This is a genomic window from Phyllobacterium sp., from assembly GCF_037994405.1.
GTDB lineage: Bacteria > Pseudomonadota > Alphaproteobacteria > Rhizobiales > Rhizobiaceae > Phyllobacterium.
In genome coordinates, this window is record NZ_JBBNAN010000081.1 from 1 (window position 1) to 21,327 (window position 21,327).

Annotated in this window: 20 protein-coding genes; 9 read left to right on the forward strand and 11 right to left on the reverse strand. The window is 56.7% G+C overall.

Annotated features, from left to right (window positions below; genetic code table 11):
* From AAAC48_RS04685 to AAAC48_RS04695, 3 genes are all read right to left on the reverse strand, one after another.
* The coding region (locus tag AAAC48_RS04685; RefSeq protein WP_340653058.1) for an ABC transporter ATP-binding protein at positions 1-1,596 on the reverse strand (1,596 nt) is incomplete at its 3' end.
* 32 nt (positions 1,597-1,628) lie between these two features.
* Positions 1,629-2,036 carry an ACT domain-containing protein gene (locus tag AAAC48_RS04690; protein ID WP_340653059.1) on the reverse strand — a complete coding sequence of 136 codons (408 nt, stop codon included), beginning with the start codon at positions 2,034-2,036 and terminating at the stop codon, positions 1,629-1,631.
* Positions 2,037-2,158: 122 nt separating this feature from the next.
* Positions 2,159-4,009 carry an ABC transporter ATP-binding protein gene (locus tag AAAC48_RS04695; protein ID WP_340653060.1) on the reverse strand — a complete coding sequence of 617 codons (1,851 nt, stop codon included), beginning with the start codon at positions 4,007-4,009 and terminating at the stop codon, positions 2,159-2,161.
* A gap of 346 nt (positions 4,010-4,355) precedes the next feature.
* Here AAAC48_RS04695 and AAAC48_RS04700 point away from each other — a divergent pair, with 346 nt between their 5' ends.
* The gene (locus AAAC48_RS04700; RefSeq protein WP_340653061.1) at positions 4,356-4,826 is read left to right on the forward strand and encodes a tRNA (cytidine(34)-2'-O)-methyltransferase; all 471 of its coding nucleotides are present in this window, start codon (positions 4,356-4,358) and stop codon (positions 4,824-4,826) included.
* Between the two features lie 56 nt (positions 4,827-4,882).
* Here AAAC48_RS04700 and AAAC48_RS04705 read toward each other — a convergent pair whose 3' ends face one another.
* Together AAAC48_RS04705 and AAAC48_RS04710 are read right to left on the reverse strand one after the other, a co-directional pair.
* Positions 4,883-5,986 carry an ABC transporter substrate-binding protein gene (locus AAAC48_RS04705; RefSeq protein WP_340653062.1) on the reverse strand — a complete coding sequence of 368 codons (1,104 nt, stop codon included), beginning with the start codon at positions 5,984-5,986 and terminating at the stop codon, positions 4,883-4,885.
* Between the two features lie 219 nt (positions 5,987-6,205).
* Positions 6,206-6,478, reverse strand: coding sequence for a hypothetical protein (locus tag AAAC48_RS04710; RefSeq protein WP_340653091.1), 273 nt, complete (start codon positions 6,476-6,478; stop codon positions 6,206-6,208).
* A gap of 158 nt (positions 6,479-6,636) precedes the next feature.
* On the opposite strand from AAAC48_RS04710, the gene hemF reads away from it, so the two are divergent.
* Both hemF and AAAC48_RS04720 read left to right on the forward strand, forming a co-directional pair.
* Complete coding sequence (gene hemF / locus AAAC48_RS04715) at positions 6,637-7,551, forward strand: oxygen-dependent coproporphyrinogen oxidase (protein ID WP_340653063.1); 915 nt, start codon at positions 6,637-6,639, stop codon at positions 7,549-7,551.
* 102 nt (positions 7,552-7,653) lie between these two features.
* Positions 7,654-7,836: a DUF1059 domain-containing protein gene (locus AAAC48_RS04720; protein ID WP_340653064.1), complete on the forward strand. Its 183-nt coding sequence runs from the start codon at positions 7,654-7,656 to the stop codon at positions 7,834-7,836.
* Here the strand turns inward: AAAC48_RS04720 and AAAC48_RS04725 are convergent, their stop codons facing one another.
* Genes AAAC48_RS04725 through AAAC48_RS04735 form a run of 3 tightly spaced genes read right to left on the reverse strand, consistent with a single transcriptional unit; the run spans position 7,837 to position 10,342 of the window.
* Positions 7,837-9,099 carry a CCA tRNA nucleotidyltransferase gene (locus AAAC48_RS04725; RefSeq protein ID WP_340653065.1) on the reverse strand — a complete coding sequence of 421 codons (1,263 nt, stop codon included), beginning with the start codon at positions 9,097-9,099 and terminating at the stop codon, positions 7,837-7,839. It abuts the gene before it with no gap.
* Positions 9,096-9,737, reverse strand: coding sequence for a CoA pyrophosphatase (locus AAAC48_RS04730; protein WP_340653066.1), 642 nt, complete (start codon positions 9,735-9,737; stop codon positions 9,096-9,098). Before AAAC48_RS04730 ends, AAAC48_RS04725 begins: the two co-directional genes overlap by 4 nt.
* Positions 9,734-10,342: a DUF1285 domain-containing protein gene (locus tag AAAC48_RS04735; RefSeq protein ID WP_340653067.1), complete on the reverse strand. Its 609-nt coding sequence runs from the start codon at positions 10,340-10,342 to the stop codon at positions 9,734-9,736. Before AAAC48_RS04735 ends, AAAC48_RS04730 begins: the two co-directional genes overlap by 4 nt.
* 150 nt (positions 10,343-10,492) lie before the next feature.
* Between AAAC48_RS04735 and AAAC48_RS04740 the strand changes: the two genes are divergently transcribed.
* From AAAC48_RS04740 to AAAC48_RS04755, 4 genes are read left to right on the forward strand one after another with little or no spacing between them, the layout of a single operon-like run.
* Positions 10,493-11,500, forward strand: coding sequence for a MoxR family ATPase (locus tag AAAC48_RS04740; RefSeq protein WP_340653068.1), 1,008 nt, complete (start codon positions 10,493-10,495; stop codon positions 11,498-11,500).
* On the forward strand, positions 11,500-12,414 hold the full coding sequence (locus AAAC48_RS04745) for a DUF58 domain-containing protein (RefSeq protein WP_340653069.1): 915 nt from the start codon (positions 11,500-11,502) through the stop codon (positions 12,412-12,414). Before AAAC48_RS04740 ends, AAAC48_RS04745 begins: the two co-directional genes overlap by 1 nt.
* Positions 12,411-15,242, forward strand: a complete 2,832-nt coding sequence (locus tag AAAC48_RS04750) for a DUF4159 domain-containing protein (RefSeq protein ID WP_340653070.1) — start codon at positions 12,411-12,413, stop codon at positions 15,240-15,242. The genes AAAC48_RS04745 and AAAC48_RS04750 overlap by 4 nt, the downstream gene beginning before the upstream one ends.
* 9 nt (positions 15,243-15,251) lie before the next feature.
* The gene (locus AAAC48_RS04755) at positions 15,252-17,327 is read left to right on the forward strand and encodes a hypothetical protein (protein WP_340653092.1); all 2,076 of its coding nucleotides are present in this window, start codon (positions 15,252-15,254) and stop codon (positions 17,325-17,327) included.
* A gap of 1 nt (position 17,328) precedes the next feature.
* On the opposite strand, the gene AAAC48_RS04760 is transcribed toward AAAC48_RS04755, so the two are convergent.
* Positions 17,329-17,844 (reverse strand): N-acetyltransferase, encoded by a 516-nt coding sequence (locus AAAC48_RS04760; protein WP_340653071.1) that lies wholly within the window; start codon positions 17,842-17,844, stop codon positions 17,329-17,331.
* Between the two features lie 301 nt (positions 17,845-18,145).
* Between AAAC48_RS04760 and AAAC48_RS04765 the strand changes: the two genes are divergently transcribed.
* Complete coding sequence (locus tag AAAC48_RS04765) at positions 18,146-19,195, forward strand: glutathione S-transferase family protein (protein ID WP_340653072.1); 1,050 nt, start codon at positions 18,146-18,148, stop codon at positions 19,193-19,195.
* On the opposite strand, the gene AAAC48_RS04770 is transcribed toward AAAC48_RS04765, so the two are convergent.
* A complete protein-coding gene (locus AAAC48_RS04770) occupies positions 19,128-19,598 on the reverse strand; it encodes an NUDIX domain-containing protein (RefSeq protein ID WP_340653073.1) in 471 nt (156 codons plus the stop codon). The two genes, AAAC48_RS04765 and AAAC48_RS04770, sit on opposite strands and share 68 nt — an antisense overlap.
* Before the next feature lie 85 nt (positions 19,599-19,683).
* Between AAAC48_RS04770 and AAAC48_RS04775 the strand changes: the two genes are divergently transcribed.
* Complete coding sequence (locus AAAC48_RS04775; protein ID WP_340653074.1) at positions 19,684-20,610, forward strand: metallophosphoesterase; 927 nt, start codon at positions 19,684-19,686, stop codon at positions 20,608-20,610.
* Between the two features lie 3 nt (positions 20,611-20,613).
* Here AAAC48_RS04775 and AAAC48_RS04780 read toward each other — a convergent pair whose 3' ends face one another.
* Positions 20,614-21,255 carry a hypothetical protein gene (locus AAAC48_RS04780; RefSeq protein ID WP_340653093.1) on the reverse strand — a complete coding sequence of 214 codons (642 nt, stop codon included), beginning with the start codon at positions 21,253-21,255 and terminating at the stop codon, positions 20,614-20,616.
* Positions 21,256-21,327 lie beyond the last annotated feature (72 nt).

Genomic DNA, 21,327 nt, shown 5'->3' on the forward strand with positions numbered 1-21,327 from the left:
AATCAGGATCGGCGCATCCTTCAACATCACGCGGGCAATCGCGATACGTTGGCGCTGGCCACCAGAAAGCTTGACGCCGCGTTCGCCGACATGCGCATCAAAACCACGCCGCCCCTTTGGATCTGTCAAACTGTCGATGAAAACATCAGCTTGTGCATTTCTCACAGCCTGCTCGATCATCCCGTCCGAAGCATCAGGTCGTCCATAGAGGATGTTATCGCGAACTGAACGGTGGAGCAGCGATGTATCCTGTGTCACCATGCCGATATATGCACGCAGTGAGTTTTGCGTAACTTTTGAAATATCCTGGCCATCGATAAGTATACGTCCACGCTCCAGGTCGAAGAACCTAAGCAGCAAATTGACGAGCGTCGACTTTCCAGCACCCGAACGCCCGACAAGACCGATTTTTTCGCCCGGACGGATATCAAGAGACAAGTCTTCAATGACATTTCTGGAACCGTCATAGTGAAAACGCACGTTCTCGAACCTGATCGCGCCATGAGTTACAACCAATTCTGAAGCATCAGGGTGATCGAAAACGGTGACCGGTCTTGCCAGGAGTTCCATAGAGTTCTGAATGGTTCCGTAGTTGCGCAGCAAGCCATTGAGATTAGCCATCATACGGGTCAGCAGCATGCTCAATCGAAGCACGAGACCCAGTGTAAAAGCGACCTCTCCGGAGGTGATCTCCCCCGCTAGCCAAAGATCGATGGAAAGCGAGGCAACAGCACAGATCATTACGCCGCTGGTTGTCGCCAACGAAATACGAATGCCACTTAAACCTCGTGTCAAAGCCATGATGGCAGCGAGCCATCTGTCCATTCCACGTCGCATGTAGGCGTCATCGCGTTGAGTCGTTCCAAACAGTTTCAGCGTCTGGATATTGCTGTAACCATCCACAAGCCGTCCCATAACGAGGGAGCTCGTTTCGGCTGTTTCCCTTGCGGCACGGCGGACGCGCGGCAGAAAGTAACGCGCCGTGAATCCAAATATGACCAGCCATAGCGCCACAACCGATGCGAGACGCCAATCGAGTCGGCCGATCAGAAACAATGTCGTCGCGCAGTAGACCAGACTGAACCACACGGCCTGAAGCAGCGTCACCATGAAATCGCCAAGCGCCTGACCTGCAGCCCAGACTTTTGTGACGATCCGGCCGGAGAAATCATTCTGGAAGAATGACAGGCTCTGCCGATACACGACGCTGTGTGCCTGCCATCGTACAAGGTTGTTGAAGCCCGGAACAATTGCCTGTTCCTCGACCAGCGCTGCCATCGAAAGCACAATCGTGCGCCCAATAAACACTGCGAGGAGCATGAGAAGAAGCGCGACGCCATGCCTATCGATCAGACCTTGCCAGCCCTCGGCACGGTCGGTTGACGACAGTATGTCTATGACCTTTCCTACAAACCAGAACAGACCAGCCTCGAACAGCGCAATCAGACCGCCGCAAACCAGCATCGCGAGGAATACGTATTTTTCCTGCCTGACGTAAAACCACATGAAAGCTAAGGACTGGTCTGGCACCCGGTCCGCCGGTGGGTTGGCGTAGGGATCGATCCAGCTCTCGAACAGGCGGAAAAGACGCGTCATGCAGCCCACATCAATGTTCGTGTCTCGCCATGCTAGCCTCTCGCCTCTTCGGTCATCAGTTCGAGAATTCGCATCGCATCACCCACGTGATTGACCGGGACAAACAGGTGATCATGATAGAATGCCGATACGGGATTTACGCCCATTCCCGCGGCTGCAAGGCGAGCTGTTATTGCCGCCAGGAAGCCCACCGCTTCAAGCGAAGAATGGACCTCGAGCGTTATCATGCGACAGCGAAATATTCCTGCGAGATTGGCACGATTGGCTGCCTCTTCTTCCACGATAAGCGTGAGGCCCTCCACCTCGCGGAATGTCATCACGACATCCAGATCAGCTGGAGACACGCGCGTGGCAGGCAGAGTGGCAAACACATAGGTTTGCTCATGCAACTTCGGCTTCATCGTTGCCAGAAGCTTGGTCAGGTCGGTTTCACCAGGCATTCCGTCGTCCTCCAATCGAAAGTCCTCGAATTGCCGAGTGCCCCCTGCAACGCTTCGACGACCGACGGAACACCTTCAAACGAGTCCCATCCGCCGTCAAATTAAACTTGATTTAACCCAGGCTACTCGGCGGCCTCTTGCTCGTCGTCGAGACCAAGGAACCCGCCAGACTGTCTTGCCCAAAGCGCGGCGTAAATGCCATTAGCAGCAATGAGTTCCTCGTGACTTCCGCTTTCGACAATCCTACCCTTGTCCATCACCACGAGCCGATCCAGCGCGGCAATGGTTGAAAGCCGGTGTGCGATGGCAATAACCGTCTTCCCTTGCATCAACCGGTAGAGATTGTCCTGGATCGCTGCCTCTACCTCCGAATCAAGCGCTGAGGTCGCCTCATCCATGATCAGGATTGGTGCGTCTTTGAGCATGACACGCGCAATCGCGATACGCTGGCGTTGCCCGCCGGAAAGTTTCACGCCCCGTTCACCGACGTGCGCTTCAAAACCGCGCCTGCCCTTCGGATCGCTCAAATCTTCGATGAAGCCATCCGCTTGCGCATTCTTCACAGCCTGCCGCATCATCTCGTCCGAAGCATCGGGCCGGCCATACAGCACATTGTCTCGTACTGACCGATGCAGAAGTGACGTATCCTGTGTCACCATCCCGATATGCGCGCGCAACGAATCCTGCGAGACCTGCGAAATATCCTGTCCGTCGATGAGAATGCGTCCGCTTTCGAGGTCGTAGAACCGCAGCAGCAGGTTGACGAGCGTTGACTTGCCGGCACCTGATCGCCCAACCAGGCCAATCTTTTCGCCGGGACGAATATCCAGTGATAGCCGATCAATGATCCCGGCACCCTTTCCATAGTGAAAGCCGATCGAATCGAAAGTGATCGCGCCGGCACTGACCTTCAGCTCCGGCGCATTCGGAACATCCGGTACCAGCCGGGGCAGAGAAATGGAGGTAATGCCGTCTTCTACTGTGCCGATATTCTCGAACAGTGCCGACATTTCCCACATGATCCACTGCGACATGCCATTGAGCCGCAAGACAAGACCGATCCCGACTGCGACCGCGCCAACCGAGATCGCAGAGCCGAGCCACAACCAGATCGCAATGGCGCCGACTGAAAACAGCAAGAGGCAGTTCATGGCATAGAGCGATACATGGAAGGTTGTGACCATGCGCATCTGCTGGTGGACCGTTTGCAGGAAATCTTCCAGCCCCTCACGGGCATAACGCTCCTCGCGTTTTGAGTGTGAGAAGAGCTTTACAGTTGCAATATTCGTGTAGCTGTCGACAATTCTTCCGGTCATCGTCGAGCGAGCATCCGCTTGCCGTTCGGAGATGACGCGTATTTTCGGAATGAAATGCCGTAACAGGCCGATATAGGTGATGAGCCATACTACGAACGGCAGCATCAGGCGCAGATCTGCTGAGGCGGCAATGATCAGCGTTCCGCTGAAATAGACGATGACGTAATTGAGTACATCAAGGAGCTTCATCACGGTTTCGCGCACCGCTAGCGACGTCTGCATCAGTTTGGTCGAGACACGGCCGGCGAACTCATCCTGGAAGAAGGTCATCGATTGACGGATGAGGTAGCGATGCACCATCCAGCGGATCCGCATTGGATAGTTGCCAAGCAAGGTCTGGTGAATGACCAGCGAATCGATCAGCACGATGCCGGGCATCACTATGAGCACCACGCCCGAAATCAGGGCCAGCTTCCGGCCTTCGCTGGCCAGAAATGTCTCACGTGACTGGTTGGAAAGCCAATCGACGACACTGCCCATGAAGGCAAACATCGAGACTTCGAGCACAGCAATCAACGCGGTGAAGACGGCCATAACGATGATCCACGGCCACACACCGCTGGTGTAGTGCAGACAGAACGCCACCAGCGTCCTGGGCGGTTCACTTGGCTCAGCGGACGGAAATGGCTCGAGTTTTTCTTCAAACCAGCGAAACATCGTGAAACCTCATATGGGGCGCGCATTGATCATAGGCAATAACCGCAAAATCGGGTTGCTGGAGCTTGGTCAAAACGCCCATGGAACAGACCTGCAAACGCGAATACGAACGATTGCGGCTTGTGTCTGGAGATGGAGAAACTATGCGTGGAAAAGGGACACAAAACCGCCAACGACACCGGAGACCATCCGGCCTGGAAGAAGTCGGAAAAATTGTGTCATCGACACCTCCAAAGTTAGCGTTGCGGTACATCCCCTATACCGATTATGAACACAAAAGGCGAGAGCCCAAACTCACACGTTCACCCTTCCGTTGCGAAGGTGTTGCGGACGGAGCACGGTATCATTGACTGGCACGCGACCTGACTTGCGCATTGCGCTCTACCAGCCCGATATTCCCGGTAATACCGGGACAATCCTGCGCATGGCAGCGTGCTTCGGTATCGGCGTTGACGTCATCGAGCCCGCTGGATTCGACATTTCCGACCGTGCGTTGAAGCGCGCCGGGATGGACTATCTCGAACAGGCGGCCCTGACACGGCATGCAAATTGGGAACAATTCCAGGAATGGCGCCTCTCTGAGAAACGCCGTTTACTCTTGTTCTCAACCAAGGCAGCCGAACCGTATACGCAATTCAGCTTTCGACGAGGAGATATTCTTCTGCTCGGCCGCGAGTCGGCAGGCGCACCTGATGAGGTGCACCTTGCCGCTGATGCAAGACTGATCATTCCGATGGTTCCAGGAGCACGCTCACTGAACCTGGCACTCTCAGCTGCAATCGCAACGGGTGAAGCTCTTCGGCAATTCCAGGTTTAAGGGTAAATCCGCCGGCCGTACCTGACCGGCGGATTATTGGCTCATATCTGGGCGTCTTAGTTGATCTGGGCCGCCTTGCCGCCTTCCCACTTGTAGAAGACGAATGCTGGTGTCGTCAGATCGCCCGTGCTCGAATATGCCAGGTCACCCACAACAGTGGGGATCGCTTCGCCCGACTTGATCTTTGCCGCGACTTCGGTGGGTTCAGCCGAACCTGCTTTCTCGATGCCGCCTGCGATCACCTGCAATGCGGCATAAGCGTTGAGTGTGAAAGCCTCAGCCGGAATGTTCTTGGCCTGAAGCGCTTCCACCACCTTTGTTGCCGCCGGGTTCTTTGTGGGATCTGCGCTGTTGGTGAACAATGTGCCGGCAGCAGCCTCACCACCGATTGCCCAATATTCGGTATTGGACAGGCCATCAGGACCAATGATCTGCGCCTTAATGCCCTGGTCACTCAACTGACGCGCGATCAGACCGCCTTCCGCGTGGTAACCACCGAAGTAGATCACATCCGCCTTTTCCGATTTCAGACGCGTTACAAGCGCGCTGTAGTCTTTCTCGCCGGCATTGATGCCTTCGAAAACGACTTCGGTGACACCACCCTTGTTAAGCACCGCCTTAAGGCCATTGCCAATGCCGGTGCCATAAGGTGTTTTGTCATAGACGATGGCTATGCGCTTGTCCTTGAAGTTGTCGAGAATGTACTTGCCGGCAACATCGGCCTGCTGGTCGTCGCGTCCGCACGTGCGGAAAACGGTCTCAAGACCGCGTGTCGTCAGGTCTGGAGTGGTCGCCGTCGGCGTGACCATCACGATCCCGTTTTCGGCCAGTACATCGGAAACCGGCATGGCAACGCCGGAAGTTACCGGACCGACCACGAACTTGATGCCTTCTCCAACCACCTGGTTCGCAACCGATACACCTTGCTTCGGCTCGCCAGCGTCATCAAAAATCTTGGTGACGATTTTTTCGCCCTTGATGCCGCCTGCAGCATTGATGGCCTCGGCGGCGCTTTCCACGCCATTTTTCACCTGCAAGCCATAAGCCGCAACCGGGCCGGTGACAGGCGCGATAATGCCGACCACGATGTCGGCCTTGGCAAACGACGTCATCGCCACGACGGCGGCCAACGCCACGCCCGATATCAACGATAAGCGCATAGTATCCTCCTGATTTTTTTGTGCGTCCGGACGATTCTCCGGTGCTGGCAGAGTTCTACTGGCTTTGCAAAAGGCTGTCAGCAGCCATTGCTTGAAATTCCGCTGAAGCGGAAGAAAATCTGATGAATTTTCAAAAAACATGCCCGATCTTCGCAAGTCGATCAATTTTTTGAAGAAAATCATCAATTTTATTGTTGAATCTTCGGTTTTTCGCATTTTTTAATCTGCGTTCGGCAGGCGGCGCATGGTGAACTCGATGATGTCGCCGGGGCGCTCATACCAGCTTTCAATTTCAGTCCAATAAGCGGCCTTCGGATATTGCTCGAACCATTCGCGCGCCTTTTCGCGCGCGGCGAGGCGTGGCAGTCTGAAACTCTCGCGAATGAAGGCACCCCGCTGTTGGCTGGTGCTGTCGCGGCTTTCCTTCAATCTCTTGCGCAAGCCGTCGAGCGGCGGCTTGGGAAAATGCGACCGGGGCGCTTTGGAGACCATCTCGTATCCCTCACTGAACCCTACACCAATGGAGATTAGGGAGTGTGCCGCCGGAAAACGAGTCATTTTTTTATTCATGTATTTGAATGAGTAAACGACCTCTTCCCTTTGTCTTTTGGTTGATGTGATATTATCCGCCTCGAAAAGGATTCTTTCTCATGGACCGTCCGGATATTCCCGCCACTCTTCCCGAAGCACTTGATGACAAGAAAGCCATGGCGACGGCCTGGTTTACCGAACTGCGTGACAAGATTTGCGCAGCCTTCGAGCAGTTGGAAGACGAACTGAATGGACCGCTCTCCGACCGGACGCCCGGCCGGTTCAAACAAACCCCCTGGCAGCGCGACGAAGGCAAAGGCGGTGGAGGCATCATGTCCATCATGCATGGCCGTGTCTTCGAGAAAGTCGGCGTCCACATCTCGACCGTCCATGGCGAATTTAGCCAGGAATTTCGCAAGCAGATACCCGGCGCTGACGAGGATCCACGTTTTTGGGCGTCTGGCATTTCATTGATCGCCCATCCCCAAAGTCCTTTTGTTCCCGCCGTGCATATGAATACACGCATGGTCGTGACGACGCGTCAGTGGTTTGGCGGCGGTGCAGACCTCACCCCCGTACTGGACCGCAAGCGGACTGAGGAAGACCCCGATACGATGGCGTTTCACAAGGCGATGAAGTTCGTGTGCGACAAGCATTCCGCCGTTGCTAGCTATGACAAATTCAAAGCCTGGTGCGACGAGTACTTTTATCTTCCCCACCGGAAGGAGCCACGCGGCACGGGCGGCATCTTCTACGATTGGCTGCACTCCTCCGAAGAGACCGGCGGATGGGACGCCGATTTCAATTTTACGCGCGATGTCGGGCGGGCTTTTTCCGTCGTCTATCCCTATCTCGTGCGTCAAAACTTCAACCAAGACTGGACCGATGCCGATCGCCAGGAGCAACTGGTTCGCCGAGGCCGCTATGTCGAGTTTAACCTTCTCTACGATCGCGGAACGATTTTCGGCTTGAAGACAGGAGGGAATGTCGATTCCATTCTTTCGTCCATGCCGCCAACAGTTAAATGGCCTTGATCCGAGATTTTTGGGATCAATCTTCGCCTTGATGCGTTATGATGCTTCCGGATCGAGCGCGTCAGGCTAATGTTTGCGGGCTCACAACAGGGAGAGAAAGCCATGAAAGAACTTCATTGCATTGTTCCCGGTTGCCAGTGGCATACACGTCACGACACCGAAGCTGAAATCGTCCGCCGCGCCACCGAGCACCTTCGCGAAACTCACGGCGAGACCGTCATCCGCGAGCATATGCTCGAAACGATCAAGGCGAACATTCAACCTGAAAAAGGTAGGGCCGCCTGACTAGATTTTCCCTGCATGATCGGGAATTTTTGCAAGCAGCGCGTCGCGGTTGAGGGTGAACCCGGACTCGATCCATTCATCCTCAAGCGCCCGCTGCACTTTGCCGACCTCTGGGCCCTTATGGAGACCGGCTGCTACCAGATCACCGCCCGATAGCGGAAATTTCGGCTTCTCATACCGGTCCAGGAAATCCAGGAGCTTTGACAGGTGCCCGGCTCGCATGATTGCCGCGTTGTCATTCAAAGCGTCTGCGCGTGCAGAAGCCAAAGCGAGGCGAAGACGATCGCGCATGCCTTGCTTATCGCCGCGATAGAGTTTCTTCGCAAATCCAGATTCGGAAATCTCCGGTTGTGGCGGCATGGTATTGGCCCAGCTTTCTAGCCGCGCGAGCTCGCTGTTGGAGAGTTTTAGCCTCAAAGCAAGTTCGGTCATGCGTTCGGCATTTGGCGGCACAATGCTCTCCAGGCGCAACAATGGATCGATATCCCAACCAAGACCCTGCTCTGTTTTCACAAGACCGTGGATCGAGTCGATCCCCCACTTCTCGCTCTCCGGCAGAACCGCTGTAAGCACGCCAGCCTGTCGCATCCACAAAAGCGCACGTGACGGATCTGGCGCCGCCAGCAGTTTCTTCAATTCGGACCAGATCCGCTCGGCTGAAAGCCTGCCAAGCCCGCTCTTCAGCCGGGCACATGCCTTCAGCCCTTCGCTTTCGGGACGGCCCTTTCCATACCAGGCAAAAAACCGAAAAAATCTCAGGATACGCAGATAATCCTCGCCGATGCGCTGCTCCGCATCGCCGATGAAACGCAGCGTATGGCTCTCAATGTCGGCAAGCCCGCCAACGAGATCGACGATCGTACCGTCAGCCTCGACATAGAGCGCATTGATCGTGAAATCGCGTCGTTCCGCATCCACCTTCCAATCACGACCGAAGGCGACCTCAGCGTGCCGGCCATCGGTTTCCACATCGGCGCGCAACGTTGTTACTTCGTAGGGCCGGCCTTCGGCAATAACTGTAATCGTGCCGTGGTCGATGCCGGTCGGTACGACCTTGAAGCCGGCCTCCTTTGCACGCCGCAACGTCTGTTCCGGCAGGCAGGTGGTTGCAATGTCGAGATCGCTGACCGGCTGTCCCAACAGCGTATTGCGTATTGCGCCGCCGACAACGCGCGCCTCCTCGCCTTTAGTGGAAAGCACCGCCAGCAGCTTCTGCAGGGAATGATCTTTGAGCCATGGGGCTTTGTCGGCAATTGTGCTCAAGAATAGAGCCTTTCATAAAGTGTGCGGATAATCCCGGCCGTCACGCCCCAGATGAAGCGATCACCAAACGGCATCGTATAATAAAACCGCTCCCTATCCTGCCATATCCGGCTTTCGCGGCGATGATTGTCCGGGTTCATTAGGAACGACAGCGGCACCTCGAAGACATCGGCGACCTCGTCCGGGTTCGGTGTCAGATCAAACGGGGGATGCACCAGGCCGAGCACCGGCGTAATCGAATAACCCGTTGTCGTCAGATAGCGCGGCAGCCGGCCGATGAGTTCGACATGGCGACCCTCAAGCCCGATTTCCTCATGCGCCTCGCGCAGCGCTGCCTTCTCGGGTTCGTAATCATCCTCGGGGTCGATCGCACCACCAGGAAAGGCCACCTGGCCCGAATGCTTGCGCATATTGGCGGTGCGCAGCGTTAGAATCACACTCGCCTCATCACCGCGATCGACAATCGGCACCAGAACGGCTGCATCACGCAACGGATTTGCCGCAATTATGGCATCGAGATCAGGATTAAGCCGATGATCGCCGTGATCCTCGCCCAATGTTTCATTGCCCTTGAGAGCTACCCGCCGCGCAAAAGCGCGAGCGGAAAAGCCCTCTTCGCGTGGTTTGGCCTCACTCATAGGCTTTGCTTTTCCAATTCGCCCGACGCCATGACCGGAAACGCCGCCCCTTTCGACCGGACGGCAAACATGGCCCTGCCATCGATAGGAATTTCCTCGCCGTAGCTGACCAATTCGTACATGACCGGGCGAGCGAGCAATGCTTCGAGACGTCCCCGGACGAGAAGATAGGGTTTCAGACCGCCATTGGCTTTGTCGATCACAAAACGCAGCGGATTATCGGCGCCGGCCTCGACAACATCACCAACATTGGTTCTGAACGTCATTATCTGGTCGTCGCCATCTCCGGACACATTGAGTTCAACCGCAAGGAAAGGTGCGTCCTCCACTCGGATGCCCACTTTCTCGACAGGCGTCACGAGATAAGTCTTTTCATCCGCATCCTTGCGTAGAACTGTCGAAAACAAGCGCACCAGCGGCTGGCGGCCGATCGGCGTCCCCATGTAAAACCAGGTCCCGTCAGCCTTGATCTCCATGTCGAGATCACCGCAAAAATCCGGATTCCACTTATCAACCGGCGGCAGTCCCTTGCCTTGCGCGGCCGCCCGCGAGATCAGCGCTTCAAGTCCAGCAGCGTCGCGCAAAGTGCTATCTCCCTCAGCCATGGCTTGACCTTTTTCTGCATACGTCACGAAATAGTCACCGTTGGACCGCTTGTCAGCATGTCATAGTGATTTAGAGTCATTGAGCATGTCATAGTGACTTGGAGTCATTTAAGAAAGACTCAGAGCAGATACCAGCGGTGAGGTGAACCGATGACCATGATTAAACCTGAGGTACCGACCGATCCCAAGGCAATGATCGCTGAGGCCGAAAAAGCCCTGGCCGATATTGCGAAGGTAAAACAAGGAATCGGCACCGTCATCTTTGGTCAGGAAAGTGTCATAGAACGGACACTCGTGGCGCTATTGGCCGGAGGGCATGCCCTCCTCGTGGGTGTCCCGGGCCTGGCAAAGACAAAACTGGTGGAAACGCTCGGGACAGTTCTTGGGCTTGAAGACCGCCGCATCCAGTTTACTCCCGACCTGATGCCATCGGATATTCTCGGCTCCGAAATCATGGAGCAGGACGACAATGGCAAGCGTTATTTCCGCTATGTCAAAGGTCCGGTGTTTGCCCAACTGCTCATGGCTGATGAAATAAATCGCGCATCGCCGCGCACGCAGTCGGCTCTTCTGCAGGCAATGCAGGAATATCACGTCACCATCGCTGGCGAACGTCACGATCTGCCACAACCATTTCACGTGCTTGCAACGCAGAATCCGCTGGAGCAGGAAGGCACCTATCCCTTGCCAGAAGCACAACTCGACCGGTTTTTGATGCAGATCGATATTCTCTATCCGGACCTGGACGCGGAACGCCGGGTGCTTCTCGAAACCACCGGCATCTCTGAGGCGAAGGCCGAAAAGACCATTGATGCGGAGCGACTGCGTGACATGCAGCAACTCATCCGGCGCATGCCGGTGCCCGAAGGTGTCGTCGATGCCATTCTCAAGCTCGTCCGGTCTGCCCGTCCCGGCGCCGACAACGAAATCGCACAGAAATTCATCTCTTGGGGCCCGGGTCCACGGGCCAGCCAGGCCTTGATGCTATGTTCCCGCGCCCGTGCGCTTTATGACGGGCGGCTCGCTCCATCGGTCGACGACGTGAAGGCGCTCGCCGAACCGGTCCTGCAGCATCGTATGGCGCTGACTTTTGCCGCGCGCGCTGACGGAATGAACGTGCGGGACGTCATCGGCAATATCACCAAGGTTGCGTTCTGATGGCAGCAATTGGCGCGCAGGTTCAAAGGGCCGACACGGGCGACGCGCTGGCGCGTGCCCGTCAGCGTGCCGCCCTGCTGCCTGACCTCCTGGTGGAGGCGCGCCGTATAATGAACACCGTCAATACCGGCTGGCACGGGCGGCGCAAGAGCGGCGTCGGTGAAAGCTTCTGGCAGTTTCGTCCCTACACAGAGGGTGAAGCCGTTTCACGCATCGACTGGCGCAGGTCAGCCCGCGATGACCGCACCTATATCCGTGACCAGGAGTGGGAAGCCGCTCATACGGTTTGGCTGTGGGCCGATCCTTCGCCTTCCATGCTTTTCAAATCCGAGCAGGCACATGTGTCGAAAGAGTCGAGGGCGCTGGTCCTTATCCTTGCGTTGGACGAGCTGTTGTCGCGTAGCGGAGAGCGCATCGGGTACCCGGATGTGGCAGACCCATCATCCTCGCGCAACGGCGCGGAGCGCCTGGCGACCTTGCTTTCCCATACGACAAAGCTCCCCGCCAAGCCGGATCTCAGCAAGGTGCGGCGGTTTTCTGACGTTGTCCTCGTCAGCGATTTTCTTGAACCAGTCGAGGAGACCGTCGCGCTGCTACAGCAATTGGCACATGCCGGTGCCCGCGCGCATCTGATCGAGGTCTTTGATCCAGCCGAAGAAGACTTCCCCTACAGGCGACGCACAGAGTTCATCGATCCGGAAACAGGAGCGTCCATAACCTTCGGCCGTGCGCAGGATTATGCCGAGGACTATCGCCGACTGTTCTTTGCCCGCCGGCATACACTGAGCGATTATTGCAAGCGGATCGGTTGGAGTTACACGATCAACCGCACCGATCGCCTCGCGTCAGATGCCTTGGTGTCGGTACACATGAACATGACAGCCAGTATCGGCTATCAAAGGGGCGGCTCATGAATGCGCTTCCCCTCGCCTTTGGCGCTCCTGCAATTCTTGCAGGTCTGGTAGTCCTTCCGATTATCTGGTGGTTGCTCCGGGTAACGCCGCCACGTCCAATCAGGGAAATATTCCCGCCACTTAAAATCCTGGCGCAGCTCCTGAAGAAGGAAGAAACACCGAACAAGACCCCGTGGTGGCTTACCCTGCTGCGTCTGCTGCTTGCTGCCTTTGTTATCCTCGCCCTGTCTGAGCCCGTCTGGAATCCGCGACCGGAAACGCTGGCAGGCAAGGAACCTGTTGCCATCGTGCTCGATAATGGGTGGTCCTCAAACGAAGAATGGAATGCGCGGAAGGAAACCGCCGAGCGGCTGATTGCCGATGCCGAGAATTCTGGCGCACTGATCTATATTCTCGGCACAGCGGAAAAAGCCAATACCGATATTGGTCCATTTGACGCCAACACTGCTCTGGAACGTGTGCGCGCCCTTGGCGTGCGGCCAATTCCGGTTGATCGTACGGCTGCATTCGCCAGGTTGAAAACGGCGCTGGATGATGTAACGGGAACCCGCGTTGCCTACCTCAATGACGGTGTCGATACGCCTCAGGCCACCGAGGCACTGAAATCCCTGGATGGCACAGGGATTGCGTCCATGATCTGGTATCAGCCCTCGATCACCTCGCTCGCAGCCATTCGCCAGGCTGAGAATAACGCAGACGGCTTGACCGTTCATGCGGTTCGCGCCAGCAGCGACCGAGGACAAGGCGCTATCACTATCGGTGCGTTTGATGAAAAGGGCCGCCGCATCGCCGAAACAGGTCTGGTCTTCAACGCCGGTGAAGCCATTGGCCAAGCCATCATCAAGGCCCCATACGAGTTACGCAACGATTTCCATACACTGCGCATTGATGGCGCGGCGCAAGCGGGCGCTACCTATCTCGTTGATGACAACAACAAACGCAGGCGCGTCGCGCTGCTTTCCGGTTCGGAAGCCGATCTGTCGCAACCCCTTCTTTCGCCGCTCTACTATATATCGCGGGCACTCGAGCCCTTTGCCGATCTGCTACGACCGCGCAATGCCGAGCTGGTCCGGGCGGTGCCTGAGCTTCTTGAACAGAAGCCCTCTGTCGTCATCATGGCAGACATCGGCAGACTGCCCGCGGAAACCGAGCTGACATTGTCCGACTGGGTGAGCAATGGTGGTACGCTGATCCGGTTTGCCGGGCCGCGGCTGGCGGGCAGCAACGAATCGGATCCTCTTCTCCCCGTGACGCTGCGCAAGGGCGAACGTTCGTTGGGCGGCGCGTTGTCGTGGAAGGAATCCCAGCCAGTTGCCGCGTTCCCCGAGAACGGTCCCTTTGCGGGTCTGCCAACGCCTCAAGATGTGACGGTGACACGGCAGGTTCTGGCTGAACCCTCCTCTGATCTTTACGACAAGAGCTGGGCCAATCTGGCCGACGGCACGCCGCTCGTAACCGGCGAGACACGCAAGCGAGGGCAGCTCGTACTCTTCCACGTAACGCCCGAAGCCACCTGGTCAAACCTTCCCATCAGCGGCAGCTTCGTCGATATGCTGCATCGTCTTGTAGCGCTTTCGCACAATGCCGGGCCGGCTGCCGGATCGAACGGTGCGATGACCTCCCGCGCGCTACCTCCCTATCTCACATTGAACGCAGAAGGCTCGCTTACACCGCCGAACGGCGATGCGAGGCCATTGATCGTCAAAGCCGGCGCAACCCCACAGGTAAGTTTCGATAATCCGCCCGGTTTTTATGGTGTCGAAGACGCCATGTCGGCGCTCAATCTTTTCAGGCCGGATGGCGAGATTAAACCACTGACAAGGCCAGATCTGACGATTCCGGTGGTGACAGCGCGCTATGCCGTTGATGAATCCGTCCCCCTGCGTGGACCGCTCCTTGCCCTTGCCGCCTTCCTGCTGGTGCTGGACGCTTTGGCAGTCCTTTGGCTCGGCGGCCATCTGCGCCGGCGACTGCGCCCAGCAGCCGCCGCATCACTGGCGATCCTGTTACTTCCTGCCATTCTTGCTTTCGGGCCCTTCCCGGCGCATGCCCAGCAAAATGACAGCAAGCCTGGCGATCAAGCCATCCTCGACGCAGTCAATGTCACCCATCTTGCCTATGTTATCACTGGCGACCGGTCCGTCGACGATATCAGCAAGACAGGTCTGTCTGGCCTTTCAAAGGCACTCTCGGACAGCACCGCACTTGAGCCCGGCGAGCCTGTTGGCGTGAATCCAGAGACAGATGAACTCGCTTTCTACCCGCTCATCTATTGGCCCATCGATCCGGCTGCGCCGATGCCCTCCCCCGAAGCGATTGCCAAAATTGATGCCTATATGCAGCAAGGTGGAACGGTACTGTTCGATACGCGTGACCAGGACGCTGCCGCGATCAGCTTTGACAACGCAACCACGCCGTCAAACCAGCGGCTGCGCGATATTCTGGCAGGGCTGAACATTCCGCCACTTGAGCCGGTGCCGAGTGATCATGTTCTGACCAAATCATTCTACATCCTGCAGGATTTTCCCGGTCGTTATCGCGGCAGCCCGCTCTGGGTCCAGGCCTCGTTGTCAACCGAAACCCGTGCTGACCGCCCTGTCCGTGCTGGTGACGGTGTCACGCCAATCATGATTACGGGCAATGATTTCGCCGGTGCATGGGCCATCGATGCCAATGGCGCGCCCTTGCTGCCAACAGTACCGAATGATCCAATGCAGCGGACCTATGCCTATCGTACCGGCATCAATATCGTCATGTACATGCTGACAGGAAATTACAAATCCGATCAGGTACACGTGCCCGACATTCTGGAACGGTTGGGGAATTAGTCCATGTACTTGTCACTGGATTTCCAGCCCCTCGTTTCGAACGCGCTGCTTGCTTTGCTGCTTGTGCCGCTGATAGCCCTGACACTGGCCGGGATCTATTTACGCCAGCGTGGCAGCCTGCTCCGATTGCTGGCGATTGCCGCATTTGGGATGGCCCTGTTTAATCCGATTGTCGTCAATGAAGAGCGCGAGCCGTTAAAGAGCGTCGTTGCGATCATAGCCGACCGCAGCCAAAGTCAGGACCTTGGCAATCGCTCCGCCGATACCGATGCGGCGCTCAGGCAAGTGCAAACAGCGCTTACCCGGCTACCGCAGTTTGAAGTTCGGACTGTCGAGGCTGGTCGCGCCACCGAAAATGACGATGCAACGTCAACGCGCCTCTTTCAGGCGCTTAACGGAGCTTTTCGCGATGTTCCGCCATCGCGCATCGGCGGTGCGATCATGATCACCGACGGTGAGGTCCACGACATTCCTGCCAATCCTTCTGCTCTGGGTTTCAATGCGCCTGTTCACGGTCTCATTACCGGCGTGCCGGGTGAAATCGACCGGCGCGTACAATTCGTGCGCGCGCCACGTTTCGGGCTGACCGGCAAACCGCAGGCTATGACATACAAGGTTACTGCGTCGAGCGAGCCGCCGGGTAGCCGCGCCCGCGTTCGGGTGCGGGTTAATGGCACTGAGACGGCAAGCGAAGAAGCAATCATCGGGGAAGAAATGCCGGTAGAGGTCACTCTGACCCGTGCAGGCGTCAATATCGTCGAGATCATCGTCGATTCCATTCCTGGCGAACTCACCGAGGTCAATAATCGGGCCGTGGCGATGGTGGATGGCATTCGCGAAAACCTGCGAGTCCTGCTCGTATCAGGCGAGCCGCATAACGGCGAGCGCACGTGGCGCAATCTGCTCAAATCAGACGCTTCTGTCGATCTTGTCCACTTCACGATCTTGCGTCCACCAGAAAAGCAGGATTCGACGCCGATCAACGAGCTCTCGCTCATCGCGTTCCCGACGCGTGAGCTCTTCGTCGACAAGATCGAACAATTTGATCTGATTATTTTCGACCGCTATCAGCATCGCGACGTGATGTCGTTGCTCTACTATGACTACATCAATGACTATGTACAGAAAGGCGGCGCGTTACTCATCGCGGCAGGGCCGGAATATGCGGGCAATATGTCGATTGCCAATACGCCCCTCCTGTCTGTCCTTCCTGCAACGCCAACCGGCAACATAGAAGAGAAAGCCTTCTATCCGCGTCTGAGCGAGCAAGGCAAACGTCATCCGGTGACACGAGGTCTTGAGGGCAGCACGCAGGAGCCGCCCGGCTGGAGCCGCTGGTTCCGTGTGATCGACGTCAATCCGCCGGAGGGGTCGGTCATCATGAACGCTGGCGACCGGCCGCTTCTTGTTCTCAATCGCATGGGGGAAGGCCGCGTTGGCATGTTCCTCTCCGATCAGGGTTGGCTCTGGGCACGCGGATTTGAAGGAGGTGGTCCACATGCGGCACTTTATCGCCGCATCGCTCACTGGTTGATGAAAGAACCAGAACTGGAAGAGGAGGCGCTTACAGCCTCCGGCAGCGGCCGCAATCTGGAAATCCGCCGTCAGACCATGAAGAAAGCTGCCGACCCTGCGAATGTCATTACGCCATCGGGAAAGACGAAATCCATCCCCTTGGCCGAAACCGAGCCTGGCGTGTTCACAGCTTCTGTACCGACCGATGAAATTGGACTCTATCAGGTCGCTAATGGCGATTTGACGACCCTCGCCCATGTCGGGCCGATCGACGCTCCGGAATTCACGGACAATGTCTCCACGACTGCCAAACTCGATCCCCTTGCGCGTCAGACTGGCGGCGGTACGCGGCGATTGCGGGCCACGGCCGATCAGAGCACCATCGAGGTTCCCAATATCGTCGCATCGCGCGGCATGGCCAGCGCCAGCGGCGACAATTGGATCGGTCTACGCCCGACAAACGAAACTGTGCTTAAAAGTGTTACGCGACTGCCGTTGTTCTCTGGTTTCCTTGGCTTGGGCGCGTTGATTCTGGTTTTAGGCGGCATGTGGTACCGCGAAGGAAAATAATCTACGCGTCATCCTTTACGGCCGCGTGACGCACTTTACCCTCGACATTCTGAAGCGACCGCGGGACGAGTTCGCAGGCCAGAAACCGGGCCGGATCGACTGGCGCCGGCATCTCGATTTGATGCCCCGGGATTGGACGGAAACCAAAAGGCGCATAGTAGGGCTCGTCGCCCACAAGGATGACGAGCTTGTGCCCGGCCATCCGGGCAGCTTCCATGCCGGTGCGCAGCAGCGCACGACCGATCCCCTTGTTCTTCCAGGCGGGGCGAACCGCCAAAGGACCCAGCAGTAGAGCCGGCGTGGCGCCAATCATGATTGGCGTCAGCCTGACCGACGCCACCACATGCTCGCCATTCAGCGCGACGAACGAAAGCGCGCGGTCGTGCGGTCCGCCCTCACGAATCCTGTAGGCGGCCCGCGTGAAACGTCCAGGTCCGAACGCTTCTTTGTTGATGTCTTCGATGCCAGCATCATGCACCGGTTCCTCCGGTGCGTAGGTCACGACATGGGTCAGCATGTTGGGTATCTTCATAAAGGAGTGGACAAACGCCTTGGACTAAATGGTCCTTGGCCAAAACAGGAACGTCCGCCGCTTGGTCAGCGCCGGTTCGGATTTCATCGTCGGATGAACTGAATTCCTGCCACAAAAGTCTCCTTTTTCGTTCGCCTAACATCAAACCGGCGAGACGTAAACCGAAATTCGATATCTGCGAATAAAAAGTGACGCTGTGTTCACCCCACCGGTACTGGGTGTGTGAAGATTAATGTCTAGATAAGACCATAAGGTCAAAGTCACCCGCACAGCCAAGGAGAATACAATGGGCCTTCTAATTGATGGCGTCTGGCACAACCAGTGGTACGATACAAAGGATACCGGCGGACGCTTTATCCGCACACAGTCGCAATTTCGTAACTGGGTAACCGCCGACGGCGGTGCTGGACCATCCGGCAAAGCTGGTTTCAAGGCTGAATCCGGCCGTTACCATCTCTACGTCTCCTATGCCTGCCCCTGGGCTCACCGCACGCTTATCTTCCGCGCGCTCAAGCAATTGGAGGACGTGATTTCGGTGTCCGTGGTCGACCATTATATGGGAAGCGAAGGCTGGACCTTCTATGAGAAGGACGGGGCGACGCCAGACCATCTCTTTGGCTATAAACGCCTGCACGAGATCTATACGCGCGCCGATCCCAACTATTCTGGCCGGGTAACAGTGCCGGTTCTCTGGGACAAGCAGCTGAACACCATTGTCTCCAATGAATCATCGGAAATCATTCGGATGCTCAATTTAGCGTTCAATGAATTTGGCGGTGCATCGCTTGATTTTTATCCAGAGGGTCTGCGCGGCGAGATCGACGAGATCAATGCGCTGGTCTATCCCAACATCAACAACGGCGTTTATCGCGCCGGCTTTGCAACCACCCAGGAAGCCTACGAGGAAGCCTTCGGGCAGCTATTCAATGCACTGGACGAGATCGAAGAGCGCCTTTCACGGCAGCGCTACCTCGTTGGCGACCAGATAACAGAAGCTGATTGGCGATTGTTCACGACCTTGCTGCGCTTTGACCCGGTCTATGTCGGGCACTTCAAATGCAATCGGCAGCGCATTGCCGATTATCCAAATCTGTCCAACTATACGCGCGACCTCTATCAGGTGCCGGGCGTAGCGCCAACAGTGAACATGAAGCACATCAAGGCGCACTACCATGGTAGTCACAAGACCATCAATCCAACGGGAATAATTCCGCTGGGACCCGATATCGACTACGCTGCGCCACACGATCGCGACCGCCTGGCATTCCCTACCAGGCGAGCGGAACTTCCGCACCATCCAAAATCTCGACAAGCCGGCGCCGAGTCGATGGCGTGATGTCATCCGGCAAGGCATCGAAATTAAAGAATCTGGCTTCGGCAATCTCGCGATTGGGCAGGAACGGAGCGATTTGCCGGAATGACCGGCAGATGTAGAGAGCAACATGATCTCGCTTTGATGCGTGGGCATTGTGGTAGATGGCGAAAAGTTCGGGCCGGCCCGTCAGCTCGATATTGCCCTCTTCCATCAATTCCTTCGCCAGCGTCTCTTCGACCGTGTGACCGGTCTCAACACCTCCGCCCGGAAATTGCCAGCCCGGAACGTATGTATGGCGAATAAGAAACACCGACTTCGTCGCTTCGTCTATGACAACACCCCGCGCGCCCAGTGTCATTGGGCGACGAAACAGAAAATAAGTATGAAACAGGCGATGACGCCATTTTGATCGCTTTTCAGCCATTCCGCCTGACCTTGAGTGGAACCGCGCTGTCGTGCGACGGTTCTAACACTGGATTTCGAATCCATACTCTCATAAAGCTGAATTAATGTTTCGTCTCGCCCACATCTCCGACATTCACCTGTCGCCGCTTCCTGCGTTGACTTTGCGCGAGCTGATTTCCAAGCGCATCACCGGCTACATCAACTGGCGTTCCAACCGCAAAGGTTCGATGACCGGAGGCACCCTGGACGTTCTTGTCGCCGATTTGAAGACCCAGGCGCCTGATCATATCGCGGTGACGGGTGATCTGGTCAATCTCGCGCTTGACGAAGAATTGCAGACAGCACAGCGCTGGCTGAAAACGCTTGGCGATCCCGCTGATGTTTCGGTTGTTCCCGGCAATCACGACGCCTACGTGCCGGGTGCGCTGAAGAAGACACGGCGCTTGTGGGCTCCATGGATGCGCGGCGACCGCGAGGCGGCGTCGAACAGCGCAGTCGAGTTCCCCTATCTACGCGTTCGCGGCGATGTTGCGTTGATCGGCGTCTCTTCGGCCCGCGCTACCGCTCCCTTCATGGCGACGGGCGATATTCGCGAGCGGCAAGCGCGCAAGCTCGGTGAAATTCTTGACGAAACCGGTGAACGCGGTCTGTTTCGCGTTATCATGATCCATCATCCGCCGGTGCGTGGCGCCGCACCGTCGCACAAGCGTCTCCTCGGTATCGGGCTCTTCCAGCGAACCGTTCGCAAACACGGCGCCGAACTGGTCCTGCATGGTCATACGCATCTGGCGACACGCTATGAGATCAACGGGCCAGACTGGACAATTCCGGTCGTATGCGTTCCCTCCGCAAGCCAGGGTTTTGGTGGAAATCACAGACCACCGGCAGCCTTCAATCTGTTTTCGATCGCCAAGACGAATGCCGGATGGTCGTGCCAAATGATCGAACGCGGAATTGTCGATGAGCAGATGACGGTCCAGACAATCAGGGAACATAATCTTAAGGTGGGGGCCGCGCTTACGCCGGTGTAACGTTCAAAAGAACTGCGCCAGGCGATCCCAGAAGAAGGCAAGAAGAGCCCCGGCACCTGCCAACGCACCAATCAGAAACCACGTCACGACAGTCACGGCATCGTTCAGTGCAGATCGGCCCGGAGTGACAGCTGATTGCGCGATTGCATGGGAGGGCGCGCTTGACTGGCCTGATCCGAACGTCTCTTCAATTTCTGAACCTGTCGAAATACCTAGAGGGCGAAGGCTGATCCTTTCGCCTTCCATCATGCGCTGGCGCTCAACAATGCGCTCCGCGATATAGTTGGTCACCGCGTCGGAAACCGGCCCCACTTCGGTCGATTCCGCCACCACGATCCGCCCGAGCCTCGTATCGCGGACGAAGCGGTATGTCCTTCGATCCCTGCCCATCATCACATGCGATGTAGCGTCAATCCACAATCGCGGCTGCAGGCCGGTCGAGATCGCGAAATCCCACTGCAAATCATCGGTGGGTACGTCGTCAAATACAGGCTTCAAATCCTGTGCGAGAATTTCGATCCGGGCAAGATCAGCTTCCTTCATGTCGATGACGACATCGCTGCGATCAGCCGCAGCAACCTGCGCACCGCGAATGGCGTCGGCAAGCTTTTGCCGGTCATCAACGGGGAACTTCTTTTCTCGCATCTCACTCATAAGCGTTTCCGGCACAAGGGCAGCATTTTTCACGACATCATTAACCATATGTCCCGGTCATTG